The sequence below is a fragment of the Shimia sp. genome (genome assembly GCF_039969785.1).
Taxonomy (GTDB): domain Bacteria; phylum Pseudomonadota; class Alphaproteobacteria; order Rhodobacterales; family Rhodobacteraceae; genus Shimia.
Genome location: NZ_JBDVNC010000001.1, coordinates 1 through 17,381, shown reverse-complemented (window position 1 = coordinate 17,381; position 17,381 = coordinate 1). Strand labels below are relative to the sequence as shown.

Sequence of the window (17,381 nt, the reverse complement as noted above, 5' to 3'; positions counted from 1 at the left end):
CAAACGGCGGGTTCAGCAACTCCGTTCTTATTCAAACTGGCGATGGCACCTGGACGAGGTTTTTGTGAAAATCAATGGTGTCCAGCATTACCTTTGGCGGGCGGTTGATCACGAAGGTGAGGTGCTGGAAAGCTATGTCATGAAACGACGAGACCGCGCTGCAGCCCTAAATTTCTTGAAGAAAGCAATGAAACGGTACGGCCAACCGGAGGTCGTCGTCACTGACAAATTGCGTTCATATGGCGCTGCGATGAAGGTCATCGGAAATGCAATGAAACAGGAAACAGGTCGCTGGAAGAACAATCGTGCTGAGAATTCTCACTTACCTTTTCGAAGGCGAGAGAGGGCCATGCACCGCTTTCGCCAGATGCGAAGTTTGCAGAAATTTGTCTCCGTCCATGCATCCGTTTTCAACCACTTCAATCAGGAGCGCAGCGTTTCCCGAAGATGCCATTTCAAGCTTAACCGCACCACTGCTCTCGCTGAGTGGCGTGGTCTTTGCGCGGCATAAGGGACAGTCATGCTGGCCTAGTAGAGACTGGTTCGAATTTGTCTGACACCACCCCCCTTGCCATTCGAACGAAAGGCCGCCTAACACGAGCTGAGAGACCGGAATTTTTGCGCAGCAAGTCCACCACCGGTCGTCGAGTTAATGTGTCAATGCCGTTCACACAGTGAAACTCAGTCAGGTTTATCCTATCGCGCAGGTGGCTTTGCAGAAGATGGTTGATGTGAAGTGATATACGCCCACAGTCTGATTTCAGGCATTTCGAAAGAGAACTGATATGCAATTCAAAGATAAATCCGTTGTCGTGACCGGCGCCTCTACCGGCATTGGTCGCGCAGCAGCTATTGCCTTTGCCAAAGCAGGTGCATCCGTGACCATCGGTGATGTTGATGTCCGGGCGAAGGACACCGCCACCGCAATTCAGGCAGATGGCGGGCAGGCCCAGTTCGTGTCATGTGATGTGACGGACGCGGCACAGACAACGGGCTTGGTTGAGGCTGCATTAAAAACATTTGGCCGGTTGGATGCCGCGTTTAACAACGCCGGGATACTTCCTGCGCCGGTTCCGTTTCACGAAGTAGAAACGGAGGCTCTCAATCAGATTATTGAGGTTGATCTCAAGGGCGTGTTTCATTGCATGCAGGCCCAGATTCGGCACTTTCTCACTTCTGGTGGCGGCGCGATCGTCAACACGGCGTCTGTGGCCGGAGTTATCGCCGATCCTTACATGTCTGCTTATGTCGCGGCCAAACATGCGGTCGTCGGGCTGAGCCGGGCTGCCGCAGTTGAGTATGCTCAGCAAGGTATTCGGGTAAATGCGATTGCACCCGGCTTGATAAACACACCGATGACCAGCCAATGGCTGGCTGATCCGGAATTCACCGCAGCCATGTATGCGCACAACGTTATCGGACGCGCGGGCCAACCCGAAGAGATTGCCGGCACGGTGCTTCATTTGTGCTCGGATGCTGCAAGCTTCACCAACGGTTCAGTGGTTGTCGTTGATGGCGGACAAACTGCGCACTAGCGCCCGACAGGACAAAGGAAACAACCATGACAAATATTCTTTTGATTGTAACCCAGGACACCAAACAAGAAGAAGCCGCGTTCTTGCGGGACTGCTTAGAGGATGCAGGGTGCAACGTGATTCATCTTGACCCGAGTGTGCGGAAAACCATCGGGGGCGCCGAGATTTCTCCCAAAGATGTGGCGGCCGCAACAGGGACAACGCTGGAAGATATCCGGGCAATTGGCCATGAAGGAAAAATTCAGGGCGTCATGATTGAGGGGGCGGTCAAACTGGCGCTTGAAGTCCATGCCAAACACGGGTTGCAGGGTGTTCTGTCAATCGGCGGCTCGATGGGAACGACGCTCAGCACGCAAGTTATGCAGGCGCTTCCTTATGGTATTCCTAAAGTGATGATTTCCACCTTGGCGTCAGGAATGACGGAAGGGTTCGTGGGGGTCAAAGACATCACCATGATGAACTCGGTCTGCGATATTTCCGGGTTGAACAGCATCTCGCACGAAATTTTCCGCAGTGGCGCTTACGGCGTGGCGGGGATGGCGAAAAACCTCAAACCGGTTGGCGAAAGCGAAAAACCTCTTGTCCTGATGAGCACGCTTGGAACAACCGAAACCACAATGCGAAGCGTGCGTGAAGCGCTCGAAGCTGACGGTTGTGAAGTCATGGTCTTTCATTCCACCGGCAATGGTGGCCGTACACTGGAGGCACTGGCGGCCGAACGGGATGTCGCCGCGATCGTCGACATGTCGCTGGTCGAGATAAACGACTTTTTGCATGATGGCATTTGCGCCGTCGGGCCTGAGCGAGGGACCACGGGCCTGAAACGAGGTATTCCAACGATTTTTGCCCCCGGAAACGTCGATTTCTACGTTATGCCAACCCAGCTGGCGACCGGTGATGCACCGTTTGACGGACGGCGCTATCACATACACAATATCGCGCTGACTGCCGTGCGCACGACTGAGGCCGATCTGGATATTCTGGCAGATCATCTGGCGGGCATGATGAAAGAAACTGACGAGCCGGTGAGTTTCTTTATCCCGCTTGGCGGCTTCTCAGATCATGACAGTACCGTCGGGAACCTTTACGAACCCAGCTTGCCACCGTTATTCGCTGAAAAATGCAAAGCAGTGATGCCGTCCAACGTGGCTGTCACAGCCGTTGATGCTCATATCAACGATCAGGTGTTTGCGGATGCCATGGTGGCCGCTGTCAGAGCCGCGATACAAAAAAATTAGGTCGGCAAGGCCGTTGAAATCGCAGAGCGATCACCGTTGAAAGTACGGCTTTCTTGACAGGAGGCGAACGGTGTCGGTGATTTCGACGAAAGGAAAAGGTGGTCGGATTGTTCGGTGTTTCACACAGTGAAAACCTCGCCTTTTGCGACTTATCCATCGCGTGATTTTCCCGATACTTCTACCCATCATTCGCGCGAATACTGTGTTGTCTGAGAGGCGACTTCGACAATAGCCGCGCAGTGTAACGACAGGTTCGAGGGTCAAAGAAAACATTGGCAAGACCTGAAGTCGCCTCTGGCGGCAACCGATTAACTTTGCCTATTCGATCTGCTCTTTGCGAGCCGAAAAAGGGGCGCTTTCGCGCTACATCATTGGGAGGAAACCATGAGTTTTTCATCAAAGGCACCTAAAGGAGCTGCAAATTTCCACTTGCCGCGCCGAACGTTTCTGGCGGGTGCAGCGACGCTGGGATCAACGCTTGCTCTAGGGGTTCGAACAGCATCCGCACAATCGGGAACCGTTCTCAAAGTTGGTTTCATTTCGCCTCGCTCTGGCCCTCTGGCCGGGTTTGGTGAAGGGGACGCATATGTTCTGGAGCAAGCCCGCAAAGCGCTGGAAAGTGGTCTTGAAATTGGCGGAACATCTTACTCGGTCGAAATTTTGGATCGGGATACACAGTCAGATCCATCGCGTGCCGCGCAGCTGGCCAACAATCTTATTAATGATGATGGTGTTGACCTTATTTTGGCCTCCAGTACCCCTGAAACTATCAACCCGGTTTCGGATGCATGCGAAGCTTCTGGCGTGCCGTGCATTTCGACTGTGATGCCGTGGGAAGCCTGGTACTTTGGACGTGGCGCAAAGCCGGGTGAGCCATCGCCATTCAAACACACGTTCCACTTTGGATTTGGTGTTGGTGAATTGAAGCAGTGCTACACATCGCAGTGGGACTTGATGGAAACAAACAAAAAAGTTGGGGTACTTCTTCCAAACGACGCGGACGGCAATGCCATTCGTGGGGTTCTGGTACCACAACTTGAAGAGGCCGGGTATACGATTGTCGATCCGGGCGCGTATGAGAACTTTACAACTGATTACTCGACCCAGATCGCGATGTTCAAAGCCGAGCAATGCGAAATTTTCAACTCATTTGCGTTGCCACCCGATTTTGCGACGTTCTGGCGCCAGGCGGCACAGCAGGGGTATACCCGCACTGTCAAGATTGCCCAGATCGCCAAAATGGGCCTGTTCCCATCGGATATCGAAAGCATGGGCTCGCTTGGCCCGAACCTGTCCAGCGCTGCATACTGGCACCGCGTGATGCCCTATTCTTCACCACTGACTGGCACGTCAGCTGAGCAGCTGGCCGCCGGATACGAGGCCGCGACTGGTCGGCAATGGATTCAGGCGATTGGCGCCAGCCTGTCATTGTTTGACGTGGGCATTGCCGCACTAGTCGCCAGTGGCGCACCCAAGGACCGCAACACGGTTTCGGCAGCGATTGCGGGTTTGAAAACCGAGAGTATTGGGGGGCCTGTCGATTTCACTTCTGGTCCGGTTCCAAACGTGGCCCATGGTCCACTGTTCGGTACCCAATGGGTTGAAGCGTCTGGCGGTGACTACCCGCTCGACTATGTCGTGACCGAAAATGCGACCGACGAAAACCTGCCAATTCAGGCCGGGTTGATCGCCTACAATGGCTGATCTTGCCACAAAAACAGGAGCGGGCAGCAATGCTGCCTCTCCTATCTTAAGCGTCCGAAATCTGGGCAAGTCATTTGGTGCGCTAGCAGCGCTGAGTGACGTCGATCTGGACGTAGCTGAGGCCGAAGCAATTGGGATCGTCGGGCCAAATGGTGCCGGTAAGTCGACGCTTCTGGCTTCGCTTTCAGGGGCCTACAAACCCTCAACCGGCAGCGTTTGGTTTCGGGATCAGGATGTGACAACAGTTGACGCGCCGGGAATGTGCCGCGCTGGGCTTGTGCGTACTCATCAGGTGCCCAAGCCATTCAGCGGCCTGTCGACGTTTGAAAATGTCTTTATCGGCGCATCGTTTGGCGGCAAGTTTTCCAATGATGAGGCATATGACCATACGGTGGCCGCGCTGGATTTGTGCGGAATGTTGCCTTTGGCCAACCGGCGTGCCGAAACCTTGGGCCTCTTGGACCGTAAACGTCTGGAAGTTGCCCGCGCGGTTGCCACACAACCCACCGTTCTCTTGCTGGACGAAGTTGGTGGCGGTCTTACCGATGCGGAAGCCGATGAGCTTGTCGACATCATTCGTAAGGTTCGGTCGCACGGTACTGCCATCATCTGGATCGAACATATTGTCCACGTCTTGGTGCAAGTTGCTGAACGCTTGATTTGCATGGATGCGGGCAAAGTGATTGCAGATGGATTTCCGGACGCGGTGATGACCGATCCGGTCGTTGTCGAGGCTTACATGGGGCATGGGGTAGAATGAATAAGCTGGAAATTCGTGATCTCGAAGTTTGCCACGGCCTTCTCAAAGCCGTTCGTGGTATTAACCTGAACGTTCAGGCCGGGGAAGTTCTGGCCATTGTTGGCGCCAATGGTGCGGGCAAATCCACGTTGATGCGCGCCATTGCTGGAAGCCATCGGGCAAGCCAGGGCAGCATTACTTTTATGGGGCAGACTCTGGGCGATCTACCGGCGCACAAACGGGTTGGGCTGGGGTTATGTCTTGTCCCTGAAGGCCGTCGCTTGTTCCCAAAATTGACAGTGCAGGAAAACCTGACCGTTGGTGCCCAGATTGGGCGAATTGGCTATTGGACGGTAGAGAAAATCTTCGAGGTTTTTGACAATCTGGTCAAACGCCGTCACGCAAACGCCGACACATTGTCCGGAGGCGAGCAGCAGGCAACGGCTATTGGTCGAGCGCTTGTCGCTAATCCTGAATTGGTGTTGCTCGACGAAGTGTCGCTTGGCCTTTCTCCTGCTATTGTTGATCGGGTTTACTCGATCCTGCCACAGCTCAGAGAGACCGAAACCACAGTTGTTCTGGTCGAACAGGACCTTGGTCGGGTGATGAAGGTTTCTGATCGCATTATCTGTATGCTGGAAGGTCGCATCGTTCTGGAAGGGGCCACCAAAGACCTGACACGAGATCAGATTATTGAGGCATACTTTGGGCTAAAACCGAATGCAGTAGAAGGAGCGGAAACATGATGGGCCTTCTTTTACAGGGCGTTCTGCTGGGCGGATACTATGCGATCCTGGCAGCAGGATTGGCTTTTCTTTATAGTGTCATGGGCATCATCAACCTGGCTCATGGTGCTTTCGCGGTTGTGGCGGCTTACATGCTGCTTGTGCTGTCAAACCTGACCGGAATATCACCGTTTCTGGGGTTAGCACTGATACTGCCAATCATGGCCATCATTGGCGTAATCGTTGAGCGTACAGTGTTTGAGCCCTCTAATCGGGGCGGGCCGTTACTGGCGGTTTTGGCGACTTTTGGCTTGTCCGTGGTGATCGACAATTTGCTGTTCCAGCAATTTGGCGCCAACACCAAGACCCTTGCCAACCATATCGGCGACTTGTCTTGGGCGTCATGGGATTTCGGAGGCGGTTTGTACGTCGGAAAACTCTCGGTCTACACGTTTTTTGCTGCTGTGATTGTGCTTGGTGGGCTTCAACTGCTGTTGACTTACGCTCCCGTTGGGCGCGCAATTCGAGCCACGGCACAAGACAGCGATACAGCAGGCCTAATCGGGCTGGATGCGCGGCGCATTCGAATGATTTCGGCGGCCATTGCTTTTGTCACCATCGGCATTGCCGGGGCAGCTTTGGGGATGCGGGCCAGTTTTACTCCATATGCCGGTGGTGCTTTGTTGCTGTTTGCTTTTCAGGCAACCATTATTGGCGGCACACACCGGGTTTGGGGCACTTTGATCGGTGGCGTGATCCTTGGACTTGCACAAACTCTCGGCGCACAGATCGCGCCACAAGGCTTCCTGATCGGCGGAAATCTCGTCTTTTTCGCGGCGCTATTCATCAGACTGATGCGTGGAAATCTGAACTGGCGCAAGCTGATTTCATATAAACAGAGGGCGATGTCATGACTCCGACTTATCGTATTGACCGATGGACCACGTCATCACGTATCAGCGTTTGGGCTTGTGCCCTGATCCTGTTGGCGCTTTGTTTGGTGCCGCTGAGCGGCGATGACAATCTGATGTCTCGCGGTGTTGTTTTGTTTGTCTACATTCTGCTGGCGGCAACCTGGAATGCGCTTGCGGGTTTTGCTGGTCTTATGTCTGTTGGACAACAGGCATTCTTTGGCCTCGGGGCCTATTTTGCAATCCGCCTTTCTGACGGTGGTATACCGGTGTTTGTTGCACTCGGCTTGTCATCGGTTGTTGTTGCTGCGTTGTCTTGGCCCATGAGTTTTGTGATGCTGCGCCTGAAAGATGGTGAGTTTGCTATCGGCATGTGGGTTCTGGCGTCGACCTGTCATCTGTTGGTCAATCTCGATCCATTGATTCAGGGTGAAACCGGTACATCACTTATTGCTTTCAACAGTTATGACCCGGAACTCCGCAGGCAAATCCTGTTCTTGTTTGCGCTGGGGTCAGCGGCGGTGGTTCTGGGCCTCCTTTTCTGGCTGTTGCGCAGTCGATATGGCGCAGCTTTGCAGGCCATTCGCGATGATGACGAGGCCGCCGGGTCGTTGGGCGTCGAGGTTCTGAAAAGCAAACGGTTAATTTTTGTCTTCTCGGCATTTGGTGCGGCCATTGCCGGTGCGCTTTGGCTCGGGGCCAACATCAGCTTTCAGCCGAAATCTTACTTTGGCGTGCAATGGACCGCCTATATGATTTTTATGGTTCTGGTTGGTGGCATCGGCACATTCGAAGGCGCCGTCCTTGGGGCGATCATTTTCTTTGTGATCGAGACATTCTTTGCAGCTTTCGGGGTTTGGTATCTTATCGGGCTGGGCGGTGCAGCAATCGTGTTTTCGCTTGGTTTTCCCCAAGGTGTCTGGGGCGCGGTTGTTCAGAAATGGGACTTGCATCTTTTGCCGATTGGGCGACGTCTGACGTTGACCCGGGAACCCAATTCGACCCAAACTGACGACTAAGTGACCGGAGACCGGGTAAGTAAGGGAAAAGTTCGACATGGCTGGGCTTCAAGTCAAATCCATTCGCTCTCTGGCGCGCGGTCTCGAAATTCTGCAACACATTCAAAACGCCGGTGCAATGAGCCTAAGTGACTTGCATCGCGTCAGCGGATTTCCCAAGGCTTCCATCCTGCGCATACTTAAAACCCTTATGGAAGAAGGCGTTATATGGCAACGAATTGTCGATGGCGCCTATCTTGCCAGCTATTCTCTGCATGATCGTGCCAGTCTGATGAACCGCGAACATGAGCTCATCGAGGTGTCATCTCCGATTCTGAACGAACTAAGCGACAAGGTACGTTGGCCTTCGGTGCTCGCGGTTCCCCGATTGACGCATATGGAAGTTATTGAGACAAACGCTCCAAAATCCTACTTCCCCGACATACCACTTGGACCCATCGGGTTTCGTATCAATTTTCTGAGGTCTGCCTCGGGGCGGGCATATATCGCACATTGCGACAGCGAAAATCGACTGGCCATTTTGAATCGCCTGAAACTTAGCAGTCACAAAGGTGATCTGATCGCCCAGAACGACGCGCGTATACAAAAAATGATCGAACGCACCCGCGAAAATACCTATGGCGCGCGCGATCCTGATTTTGGCGGGCATTTTGATGAATCCCGACAAGCGGTGGATGACGAGAGAGACTCGATCGCGATGCCAATCCGCATCAGTCCGCATGTTCCCGGCGTGGTCAATATGACATGGACGATGCGCGCAATGACCCGTGAAAAAGCAGTAGAGCTTTGTCTGCCCGCATTGCGTTCGGCGGTTGAGGATATTGCAGCCGCTTTGCAGAAAGAAAAACTAAATTTCACTTGGTGACACGGCGACCGATGGACAATTGTCCAAGGGCTCTGGTTCTTCATAATGACATCTGACAGGCACCCGTCCGATCCTTATCGGGCACGTAAAAGTGGTGTCCAACGCACAGCAAATTCGAGCGAGGATGACCATGAGTGATAAGCTGACCCATTCAGACATTGAAGACATTATGGCGTTGGTCGAGGGCTCATCTTTCGATCAGTTAAGTCTGGAAATGGGTGATTTGAAGCTGTCGCTCAGGCGCAGCGGGGCAGGTGCACCGGTTCAGGGTTCTCCCCGTCCGACCGTTGCGACGCCTGTGCCCACAGCGCCCATGGTGACGTCAGAGCAGTCCGCAACCGCACCCGCCGCAAGTCCGGCCCAAGGTTTGACAGACGTCCCGTCGCAAATGCTTGGCACCTTCTATCACGCCTCAAAACCTGGTGCGGATCCATTTGTGTCTGTGGGGACAGTCATATCACCAGATACCGTTATCGGGATCATTGAGGTCATGAAGTTGATGACGTCAGTGGAAGCAGGCGTGAGCGGCATAGTTGCAGAGATTACGGCGCCTGATGGCGAGCTTGTGGAGCACGGTCAAGTCTTGATCCGTGTGCGGCAGGACTAAGCCATGCCTGCAATAAAGCGCATTTTAATCGCCAATCGCGGCGAAATTGCCGTCCGCGTCATCCGAACATGCCGGGCATTGGGAATAGAGACTGTCTTGGCCGTTTCTGAGGCGGATCGCGATGGACTGGGCGCGCGATTGGCCACACGTTCGGTGTGTATAGGGCCTTCGCGGTCGACGGACAGCTACCTCAAGGTTGGCACGATCATCGAGGCCGCATTGGGAACGCAATGTGATGCCATTCACCCAGGGTATGGGTTCCTGTCCGAAAACCAGGCCCTGGCAGCGGCATGCGATGAAAACGACATAATTTTTATCGGGCCAGATGCGGTGCAAATAGAAGCGGTTGGCGACAAATTAACGGCGCGCCAACATGCGATTGATGCCAAGGTGCCTCTCGTGCCGGGTGGCAATGTTTCGACGCCTCAACAAGCCGCAGCCCTGGCGTCGGAGATAGGTTTTCCCTTGTTAATCAAGGCAGTATCCGGCGGTGGTGGGCGCGGAATGAAGCGAGTCGACCGTGTTGAGGGCATTGAGTCGATGTACGACCTAGCTGTGTCCGAGGCAACGGCTGCTTTCGGTGATGGCCGGGTCTACATGGAGCGACTGGTGACGGTGGGTCGTCACGTCGAAGTGCAGATCCTCAGTGATGGCAAAACTATCCTGCATGTGGGTGAGCGAGATTGTTCAGTCCAGCGTCGCTATCAGAAGGTGGTCGAAGAAGCGCCAGCCCCGTGTCTACCAACGAAAATGCGTGACGACATTCTGGAAGCTGCTTTGAGATTTTCGCGGCACATCGGGTATCGCAGCCTCGGCACAGTAGAGTTTCTAGTCGATTGCGAGCGTGACGAGTTTTACTTCCTCGAAATGAACGCCCGCATTCAGGTGGAGCACCCTGTGACCGAGGCGATTTCAGGCATGGACCTTGTTGCCGCTCAGATAGCTATTGCCGAAGGGCAGCCACTGACGCTGACACAAAGCGATATTCAACTGAAAGGCCATTCGTTCGAATGCCGGGTCAACGCTGAGGACATTTCCGCTGATTTCCGTCCCTCACCGGGGCAGGTTGGCGATGTCTGGTTTCCTTCTGCTACGGGATTGCGGGTTGATACCCATATTCAGTCCGGCGCGATGATCTCGCCGCATTACGACAGTATGATCGCAAAAGTCATTACCTGGGGTGAGACCCGGGATATCGCCTTGCAGCGCATGCGGGACATTCTGTCGATCTGTGTTCTCGATGGGGTCAAAACCAACATCCCGCTGCACCGGGTCATTCTAGATGACGACGATTTTATCAAAGGCGGCGTCGACACGAATTACCTTGGCCAATTGCTGGAAAAAGTCCCGGCAAACACAATGACCGGAATAGGGGGCTGATATGTCTTCGATTGAATTGATCGACACCAGCGTACGCGACGGTAACCAAAGTCTGTGGGGCGCGACGGGGCTGGATACTGGCATGATGTTGCAAATTGCCCCGGTCATGGACCGTGTTGGTTTTGGGGCCATTGATTTCACGACATCAACCCACATGGCCGTTGCCGTTCGGTTCAAACAGGAAAATCCTTGGGAACGCATCAGGTTGATGCGCGAAACGACACCAAATACACCACTTAGCTTTCTGACCACAGGCATGCGCTTCATTTCCTGGGAAGCTGCCAGCCACGAGGTAATGTCCCTTGCGTTCCAGTTGCTGGTAAATGCTGGCATACGCCGCTTTGCGATCATGGACCCAATGAACAGCATTGATGCCATGCTGACGATGGCCGATCTCACTCGCAAAGCGGGCGGCGAAACGAACGTCGCAGCGCTGACCTTTACCTTGAGTCCAATGCATGACGACGCCCATTTCGCTACGTGCACCGCAAAACTGGCCAAATCCGGCAAATTTGACCGCATTTACCTGAAGGATCCGGGCGGGTTGCTGACGCCCGAGCGTGCAACCACACTAATCCCAGCACTGAAAATGGTGATGGGGAAGACGCCGCTTGAAGTGCATTCACATTGTACAATCGGGCTGGCCCAGTTCTCTTATCTGGAAGCTGCAACCCATGGTGCCCAGTCATTGCATACTGCAACGCGCGCCTTGGCCAATGGAACATCGCAGCCACCTGCGGACATGGTTGCACGCAATTTGCGGGATATGGGTCACGGCGTTGATATCGACGATGCGGCTCTCGCCGAAATGGACAACTATTTTTCAGCGCTGGCCGTTAGCGAAGGTCTGCCTCCCGGGCAACCGCAGGAGTTTGACCGCAGTTATTTCCGCCACCAAATGCCCGGGGGAATGATGGGCACGTTGAAACGGCAATTGGCGGAAACCAAACGGCTGCATCTGTTGCCACAGGTTTTGGAAGAGGCGGAGCAGGTGCGCGCTGATCTGGGATACCCAATCATGGTCACTCCGTTTTCGCAGGTGGTTGCAACAGTTGCGGCCCTGAATGTCATCAACGGCGAACGTTATAAAACGCTGCCGGACGAAGTGGTGCGGTATGTACTGGGGCGCTTTGGCGCGCCAACGATGCCACTGGACGCGAACCTCGAAGATCGCATTCGAAGCTCTAAACGGGCCAAAGAGCTTGATGATGAGCCGCACATGGCCTCGATTGACGAGTTGCGCAGAAAACTGGGCAAGGACCTTTCTGACGAGGAATTTCTACTGCGGGCTGTGATGCCAGCGGATCAGGTGGACGCCATGCTAGCGACAGGTGACGCACGGCGCACCTATGACCCATCCCACAAACCAGTGAAGTCGCTGATCTCACGAATGGCCGCCCGCGATGACCTGCATTCTGTCGAAATCAACAAGCCGGGATTCAAACTCGAAATGCTCAGAACCTAACGTGAATGGACCGACCAATGACACATGCCAAGCCCATTCGAGGCGCCATATTTGACATCGACGGTACCCTCGCGATGATGGACAAAACCAAAGGCACCTATACTGCGCTGCCGGGGGCCGTTGATGCGCTAAGCGCATGTCGCAAGGCGAATATTCAAGTAGTGGCCTATACTAACGGGACCTTTTTCCCGCCGGCGCATTACTACCCTCTCTTGGCAGACGCCGGATTGGAGATTGATGCCGGACATGTCGTAACGCCAGCAAGTGTCGCGGCGCTCTACCTAAAGGAACAGGGTTTCAACCGTGTCATGGTTTTGGGTGATGCTGGAACTCGGGTGCCGATGGAGGAAGCCGGGTTTGATTTGGTCGATCCTGTCAGCGGGCGCGAAAATGTCGAAGCTATTCTGATCGGCTGGACCCGCAATTTTGGCCTGTCCGAGCTGGAGGCACTGTGCGAGGCCGTGTGGGCCGGGGCCATTCCTTTCACTGGGTCTGCGGCACCATTCTTTGCGTCATCCAAGGGTCGTTTGCTGGGGGTCTCAGGCGCGATCTCGGCAATGGTTGAGAAAGTGACCGGCCAAAGCCCGACAGTTTTGGGGAAGCCTTCGACGCTGGGCATGGAGATGTCGGCAAAGTTGACTGGCTTGGCCCAAAATGAGTTTGCCGTCGTCGGAGACGACCCGGACCTTGAGATCGCCATGGCCCGTGTAGCCGGTGCTTATGCCGTTGGGGTGACAACCGGCGTCAGCGATACCGCGACGTTCAATGCTGCTGAAGAGGGCCTTCGGGCCCACCGGGTTATTTCGTCGCTTGCAGACTTGCCGGTGGCCGAATGGAGAGCGCATGCAGACGCCTGAGATATCTCCCAGAAAAATTCTTGAATGCACCGATTTTGAAGGAGACAAGTTATGGTGAAAGAAGGCCAATTTCTGTGGCGTGCACCCCGATCAGTGGTCGAGCGCGCGAACATCTCCAAGTATACCGCTTGGCTCAAAACGGATAGAGGACTGGATTTCGCCAGTTACGAAACTCTTTGGGATTGGTCGGTCGAAGACCCAAATGGGTTTTGGAAAACTGTCTGGGATTATTTTGAAGTGCAGGCGGACGGAGACATAGCCGAAGTTCGAACTGACGACCCGATGCCTGAAACACGATGGTTCACCGGAACGCGCCTGAACTATGCCGAGCATGTCCTCCGCAACGAGGGAAACGGCGACCCAAATCGCACCGTTTTGAAGCATTGTTCAGAAATTCGTGACCTCTCCGAGATGAGTTGGGGAGAGTTGGGCTCGCAAGTGCGACGAGTGGCTACAAAGCTTCGCGACATGGATATTGGGCCGGGAGATCGCGTGGTCGCCTATATGCCAAACATTGCGGAAACGGTTGTTGCGATGCTTGCGACGACCGCTGTTGGGGCTGTCTGGTCTTCTGCGGCACCCGAGTTTGGTGCTCAGACGGTAATTGATCGCTTCAGTCAAATCGAACCGAAACTGGTTTTCGCAGTTAACGGTTATCGCTATGCTGGCAAGGATTTTGACCGGTCCACTCAGATCGAGGGCATTGTCGGTGCCTTGCCGTCGGTCGAGGCCGTGATCATGCTCGACTATCTTCCGCAAACCGAAATCAGCGCCGGGTTTACATGTCCGGTGATGCCATGGGCCGACATGCTGTCTGGTCCGGACGTGCCTGCGAACGAATTCACCTATACAAGGGTGCTTTCAGATCATCCTTTGTGGATCCTATTCTCTTCGGGCACGACAGGGTTGCCCAAGCCTATTGTGCATGGTCATCACGGTATCGTTGTCGAACACTACAAATCCGCCGCCTTTCACTTTGACCTCAAAGAGGGGGACTGTCTGTTCTTCTATTCCACCACAGGCTGGATGATGTGGAATACCCTGATGTGGGGGCCACTCATGAACGGACAAGCGGTGCTGTATGATGGGCATCCAGCCTATCCAGACGCGTGCTTTCTCTTCAGTCTGGCCGACAAAACAGGCGCGACCGTGTTTGGCACCAATCCGGCGTTTACACAGATGGTTCGGCAGAAGGGCATTGTCCCCGAAAACTCGTTCGGATTTGATCGGTTGCAAAGCGTTATGCTGGTCGGATCTCCAGCCACTCCCGAAGCGTTTGATTGGGTTTACAAAAACGTAAAAGACAATGTCTGGGTCACTTCCCAATCTGGCGGTACTGAGTTTTGCAGTGGCATTCTGGCCGGCGCACCGATCCTGCCAGTACAAGCCGGTGTTATTCAGGCTCCTGCGTTGGGTGTGGATGTCCATGCTTATGATGCCGACGGTCAGATCATCAAAGATGAAATTGGCGAGTTGGTACTGCGGGCCCCAATGCCGTCCATGCCGTTGTTTTTCTGGGGGGACCAAGGCAACGCTCGATATCAATCATCTTACTTCGATGACTACCCAGGGATTTGGAAGCATGGTGACCGGGTCAAATTCAACTCTGATGGTAGTTGCTTTGTCTACGGCAGATCGGACGCCACACTGAACCGGTTTGGAGTTCGGATCGGCTCTGCGGAGATTTATCGCACGATGGAATCGTTCACAGAGATCACCGACAGTCTTGTGGTTTGCATCGAGGAACCGGCAGGTGGTTTCTACATGCCACTATTTGTTGAAATGGCTCCGGGACACAATTTGGACGAGGCACTGATCAAGCAAATCCGGACGCGGTTGCGTCAAGAGCGTAGCCCCCGCCACGTGCCAGACGAGATCGTCGCAGTTCCGGCCGTTCCCAACACGCTGACTGGTAAGAAAATGGAAATTCCAGTGCGCAAACTCTTGATGGGCGCGACGGTGGAACAAGTTGTGAGCAAAGGTTCGATGAAAGATCCGGACGTCATCGAATGGTTCGCGGATTTTGCGCGGAACAGAACTCTGACGACCGTAGAATAGGAGCAGGACATGAGTATTTCGGAGATTTTCAGCGTTGCAGGAAAAGTGGCGTTTGTAACTGGCGCGGGAAGTGGCCTTGGACGTGAAATGGCCGTCGCAATGGCTGAAAACGGTGCCAAAGTCGCCTGCTTAGATCTCAATGCCGACGGTCTGGCTAAGACAGCAACGTTGTTGGCCACTGAGAACATCAGCATTGTCGGAGACGTGTCTGACGAAATGGCAGTTGATAAGGCTTTTGCAGAATGTGCTGAAAAGCTTGGTCCAGTCGATATTCTGTTTTCAAATGCCGGGATCGGTGATCCCGAACCTGGACTGCTGCATGAGTATTCGACTGACAACTGGCAGAAGGTTGTGGATGTCAATCTGAACGGGGTGTTCAACACCAGCCGCGCGGCCCTGCGGCAGATGATGCAGACGGGTGCCGGCAAGATCATCAATACAGCCTCAATGTGGGGTCTCGCCGGATCATCGAGCGTGTTCCCGCTTCCGGCTTACAATGCCACCAAAGGCGCGGTCGTTAATCTGACCCGTGAGTTGGGGCTGCAATATGCCACTCACAACATTCAGGTAAATGCGATTTGCCCCGGGTTTTTTCTCACAGAGCTTGGCCCTTATGATGAGCCTGAGTTCATGGCTGCAACGCAGGGCTTCACACCGATGAACCGTGTGGCGGCCGCTTCCGAGATTAAGGGCACAGCTCTCTATTTGGCTTCGAGTGCATCGGATTTTGTTACAGGCACATCGCTTGTGATTGATGGCGGGTGCATGGCAAAGTAAACGTTGCACTGGCTGTACATCTTTGATTTTTTTGCATTAAACGGGGTGTTGTCACCCCTGTGAAAGGAACCTAACCGGTGGTAGACATTTCAAAGATCCGTGCGATCGACATCCACACGCACGCCGAAGAACCCTGCGGATGTCACAGCGACGATGGCTATGATGACCTGCAGGAGACCATGGCCAGTTACTTCGGTGCCCCATGGAAAAGCCCGCCCACAATTCCCGAAACAGCGGCCCATTACCGCGCGCAAAATATTGCTGCAGTGATTTTCCCGGTCGATGCCGAACGTGAAACCGGGTATCGCCGTTATTCCAACGACGAGGTCATCGAACTGGTCAAACAAAATGATGATGTGCTCATCCCGTTTGCCTCGATTGACCCATGGAAGGGAAAAATGGCCGTGCGTGAAGCGCGTCGTCTTATCGAGGATCATGGCATCAAAGGGTTCAAATTCCATCCGACGATGCAGGGTTTTTATCCCAATGACAGAATGGCATATCCGTTCTATGAGGTTCTGGTCGAACATGGGTGCGTCGCTCTGTTTCATACCGGTCAAACCGGTGTTGGCTCAGGCATGCCGGGCGGCAATGGTATGCGTTTGAAATACTCGAACCCGATGTATATGGATGATGTTGCGGTCGACTTCCCGGATATGAAAATTATCCTCGCTCACCCGTCTTTTCCTTGGCAGGAAGAAGCGCTGGCCGTTGCTCAACATAAGCCCAATGTATACATTGACTTGTCTGGGTGGTCGCCAAAATACTTCCCGCCGATTCTAGTGCGCTACTGCAATTCGATTTTGCGCAAGAAGGTGTTGTTCGGCTCTGACTGGCCGATGATCAGCCCAGAACGTTGGTTGGCGGTTTTCGAGAACATCGACATCAAAGACGAGTTGCGTGAGGATATCACCAAGAACAATGCCGCGCGCCTTTTGGGGCTGATGTAGAAAACTTGGAGAAGTTGGCACATTCAATCTGGTACTTGCTTTACCAACCTTTTCCGCGGCAATATCAGAGGAAACTTGGTTGTGAAGGGCAGGGCGGTTTCGTAGCTTCGCTTGATGACAAAACTCTCTCCTTTTCGCTATTTCAATACCAGTCTTGAGGTCATCCGCCTAGCGGTGATGCTTTACGTCCGATTTCCGCTCTCATTACGAAACGTAGAAGATCTTCTGCACGAAAGGGGCATTGATGTGAGCCACGAAACTATCCGGTTTTGGTGGAACAGATTTGGCCCCATGTTTGCTGATGAAATACGCAGAAAACGGGTCAGCCGGATGCGGTGTTTATCGAACTGGCGATGGCACCTCGACGAGGTCTTCGTGAAAATCAATGGTGAACGACATTACCTTTGGCTGGCGTTGTCAGACAAAACCGGCTTGAGACGGGCAGGGTGGTTTTGTAGCGTTTGATCATGACAAAGCGCTCCCCTTTCCGATATTTCAAAACCAGCCCCGAGATCATCCGTCTTGCGGTGATGATGTATGTCCGGTTTCCA

General features: G+C 53.8%; 16 protein-coding genes and 2 pseudogenes. All 18 read left to right on the top strand.

The genetic code is table 11. The features are described from left to right. Nucleotides 1-511, top strand: a 511-nt coding sequence (locus ABJI08_RS00090) for an IS6 family transposase (RefSeq protein WP_348399789.1), incomplete at its 5' end; no start/stop codon positions are given. 274 nt (nt 512-785) lie between these two features. Further along, on the top strand, nt 786-1,535 hold the full coding sequence (locus ABJI08_RS00085) for a glucose 1-dehydrogenase (RefSeq protein ID WP_348399788.1): 750 nt from the start codon (nt 786-788) through the stop codon (nt 1,533-1,535). A 26-nt stretch (nt 1,536-1,561) separates the two neighbouring features. Beyond that, nucleotides 1,562-2,773, top strand: coding sequence for a Tm-1-like ATP-binding domain-containing protein (locus tag ABJI08_RS00080; protein WP_348399787.1), 1,212 nt, complete (start codon nt 1,562-1,564; stop codon nt 2,771-2,773). A 384-nt stretch (nt 2,774-3,157) separates the two neighbouring features. Then, nucleotides 3,158-4,477, top strand: a complete 1,320-nt coding sequence (locus ABJI08_RS00075) for an ABC transporter substrate-binding protein (protein WP_348399786.1) — start codon at nt 3,158-3,160, stop codon at nt 4,475-4,477. Further along, entirely contained in the window at nt 4,470-5,237 is a 768-nt protein-coding gene (locus ABJI08_RS00070; protein ID WP_348399785.1) for an ABC transporter ATP-binding protein, read from the top strand. Before ABJI08_RS00075 ends, ABJI08_RS00070 begins: the two co-directional genes overlap by 8 nt. Further along, complete coding sequence (locus tag ABJI08_RS00065) at nt 5,234-5,962, top strand: ABC transporter ATP-binding protein (RefSeq protein ID WP_348399784.1); 729 nt, start codon at nt 5,234-5,236, stop codon at nt 5,960-5,962. The genes ABJI08_RS00070 and ABJI08_RS00065 overlap by 4 nt, the downstream gene beginning before the upstream one ends. Next, nucleotides 5,959-6,855 carry a branched-chain amino acid ABC transporter permease gene (locus tag ABJI08_RS00060; RefSeq protein ID WP_348399783.1) on the top strand — a complete coding sequence of 299 codons (897 nt, stop codon included), beginning with the start codon at nt 5,959-5,961 and terminating at the stop codon, nt 6,853-6,855. Before ABJI08_RS00065 ends, ABJI08_RS00060 begins: the two co-directional genes overlap by 4 nt. After that, nucleotides 6,852-7,871, top strand: a complete 1,020-nt coding sequence (locus ABJI08_RS00055; protein WP_348399782.1) for a branched-chain amino acid ABC transporter permease — start codon at nt 6,852-6,854, stop codon at nt 7,869-7,871. Before ABJI08_RS00060 ends, ABJI08_RS00055 begins: the two co-directional genes overlap by 4 nt. Nucleotides 7,872-7,908: 37 nt before the next feature. Then, nucleotides 7,909-8,736 carry a helix-turn-helix domain-containing protein gene (locus ABJI08_RS00050; protein ID WP_348399781.1) on the top strand — a complete coding sequence of 276 codons (828 nt, stop codon included), beginning with the start codon at nt 7,909-7,911 and terminating at the stop codon, nt 8,734-8,736. Nucleotides 8,737-8,866: 130 nt separating this feature from the next. After that, complete coding sequence (locus ABJI08_RS00045) at nt 8,867-9,343, top strand: biotin/lipoyl-containing protein (protein WP_348399780.1); 477 nt, start codon at nt 8,867-8,869, stop codon at nt 9,341-9,343. A gap of 3 nt (nt 9,344-9,346) precedes the next feature. Continuing rightward, complete coding sequence (locus ABJI08_RS00040; protein ID WP_348399779.1) at nt 9,347-10,723, top strand: acetyl-CoA carboxylase biotin carboxylase subunit; 1,377 nt, start codon at nt 9,347-9,349, stop codon at nt 10,721-10,723. 1 nt (nt 10,724) lies between these two features. Further along, nucleotides 10,725-12,188, top strand: coding sequence for a hypothetical protein (locus tag ABJI08_RS00035; RefSeq protein ID WP_348399778.1), 1,464 nt, complete (start codon nt 10,725-10,727; stop codon nt 12,186-12,188). Between the two features lie 17 nt (nt 12,189-12,205). After that, nucleotides 12,206-13,045 carry an HAD hydrolase-like protein gene (locus tag ABJI08_RS00030; protein WP_348399777.1) on the top strand — a complete coding sequence of 280 codons (840 nt, stop codon included), beginning with the start codon at nt 12,206-12,208 and terminating at the stop codon, nt 13,043-13,045. Between the two features lie 51 nt (nt 13,046-13,096). After that, the gene (locus ABJI08_RS00025; RefSeq protein ID WP_348399776.1) at nt 13,097-15,103 is read left to right on the top strand and encodes an acetoacetate--CoA ligase; all 2,007 of its coding nucleotides are present in this window, start codon (nt 13,097-13,099) and stop codon (nt 15,101-15,103) included. A 9-nt stretch (nt 15,104-15,112) separates the two neighbouring features. Next, a complete protein-coding gene (locus ABJI08_RS00020) occupies nt 15,113-15,880 on the top strand; it encodes an SDR family oxidoreductase (protein ID WP_348399775.1) in 768 nt (255 codons plus the stop codon). Between the two features lie 77 nt (nt 15,881-15,957). Then, complete coding sequence (locus ABJI08_RS00015) at nt 15,958-16,830, top strand: amidohydrolase family protein (RefSeq protein WP_348399774.1); 873 nt, start codon at nt 15,958-15,960, stop codon at nt 16,828-16,830. 114 nt (nt 16,831-16,944) lie between these two features. Further along, nucleotides 16,945-17,247 (top strand): annotated as a pseudogene (locus ABJI08_RS00010) (DDE-type integrase/transposase/recombinase); the annotation flags it as partial. A 50-nt stretch (nt 17,248-17,297) separates the two neighbouring features. After that, nucleotides 17,298-17,381, top strand: a pseudogene (locus ABJI08_RS00005) (IS6 family transposase); the annotation flags it as partial.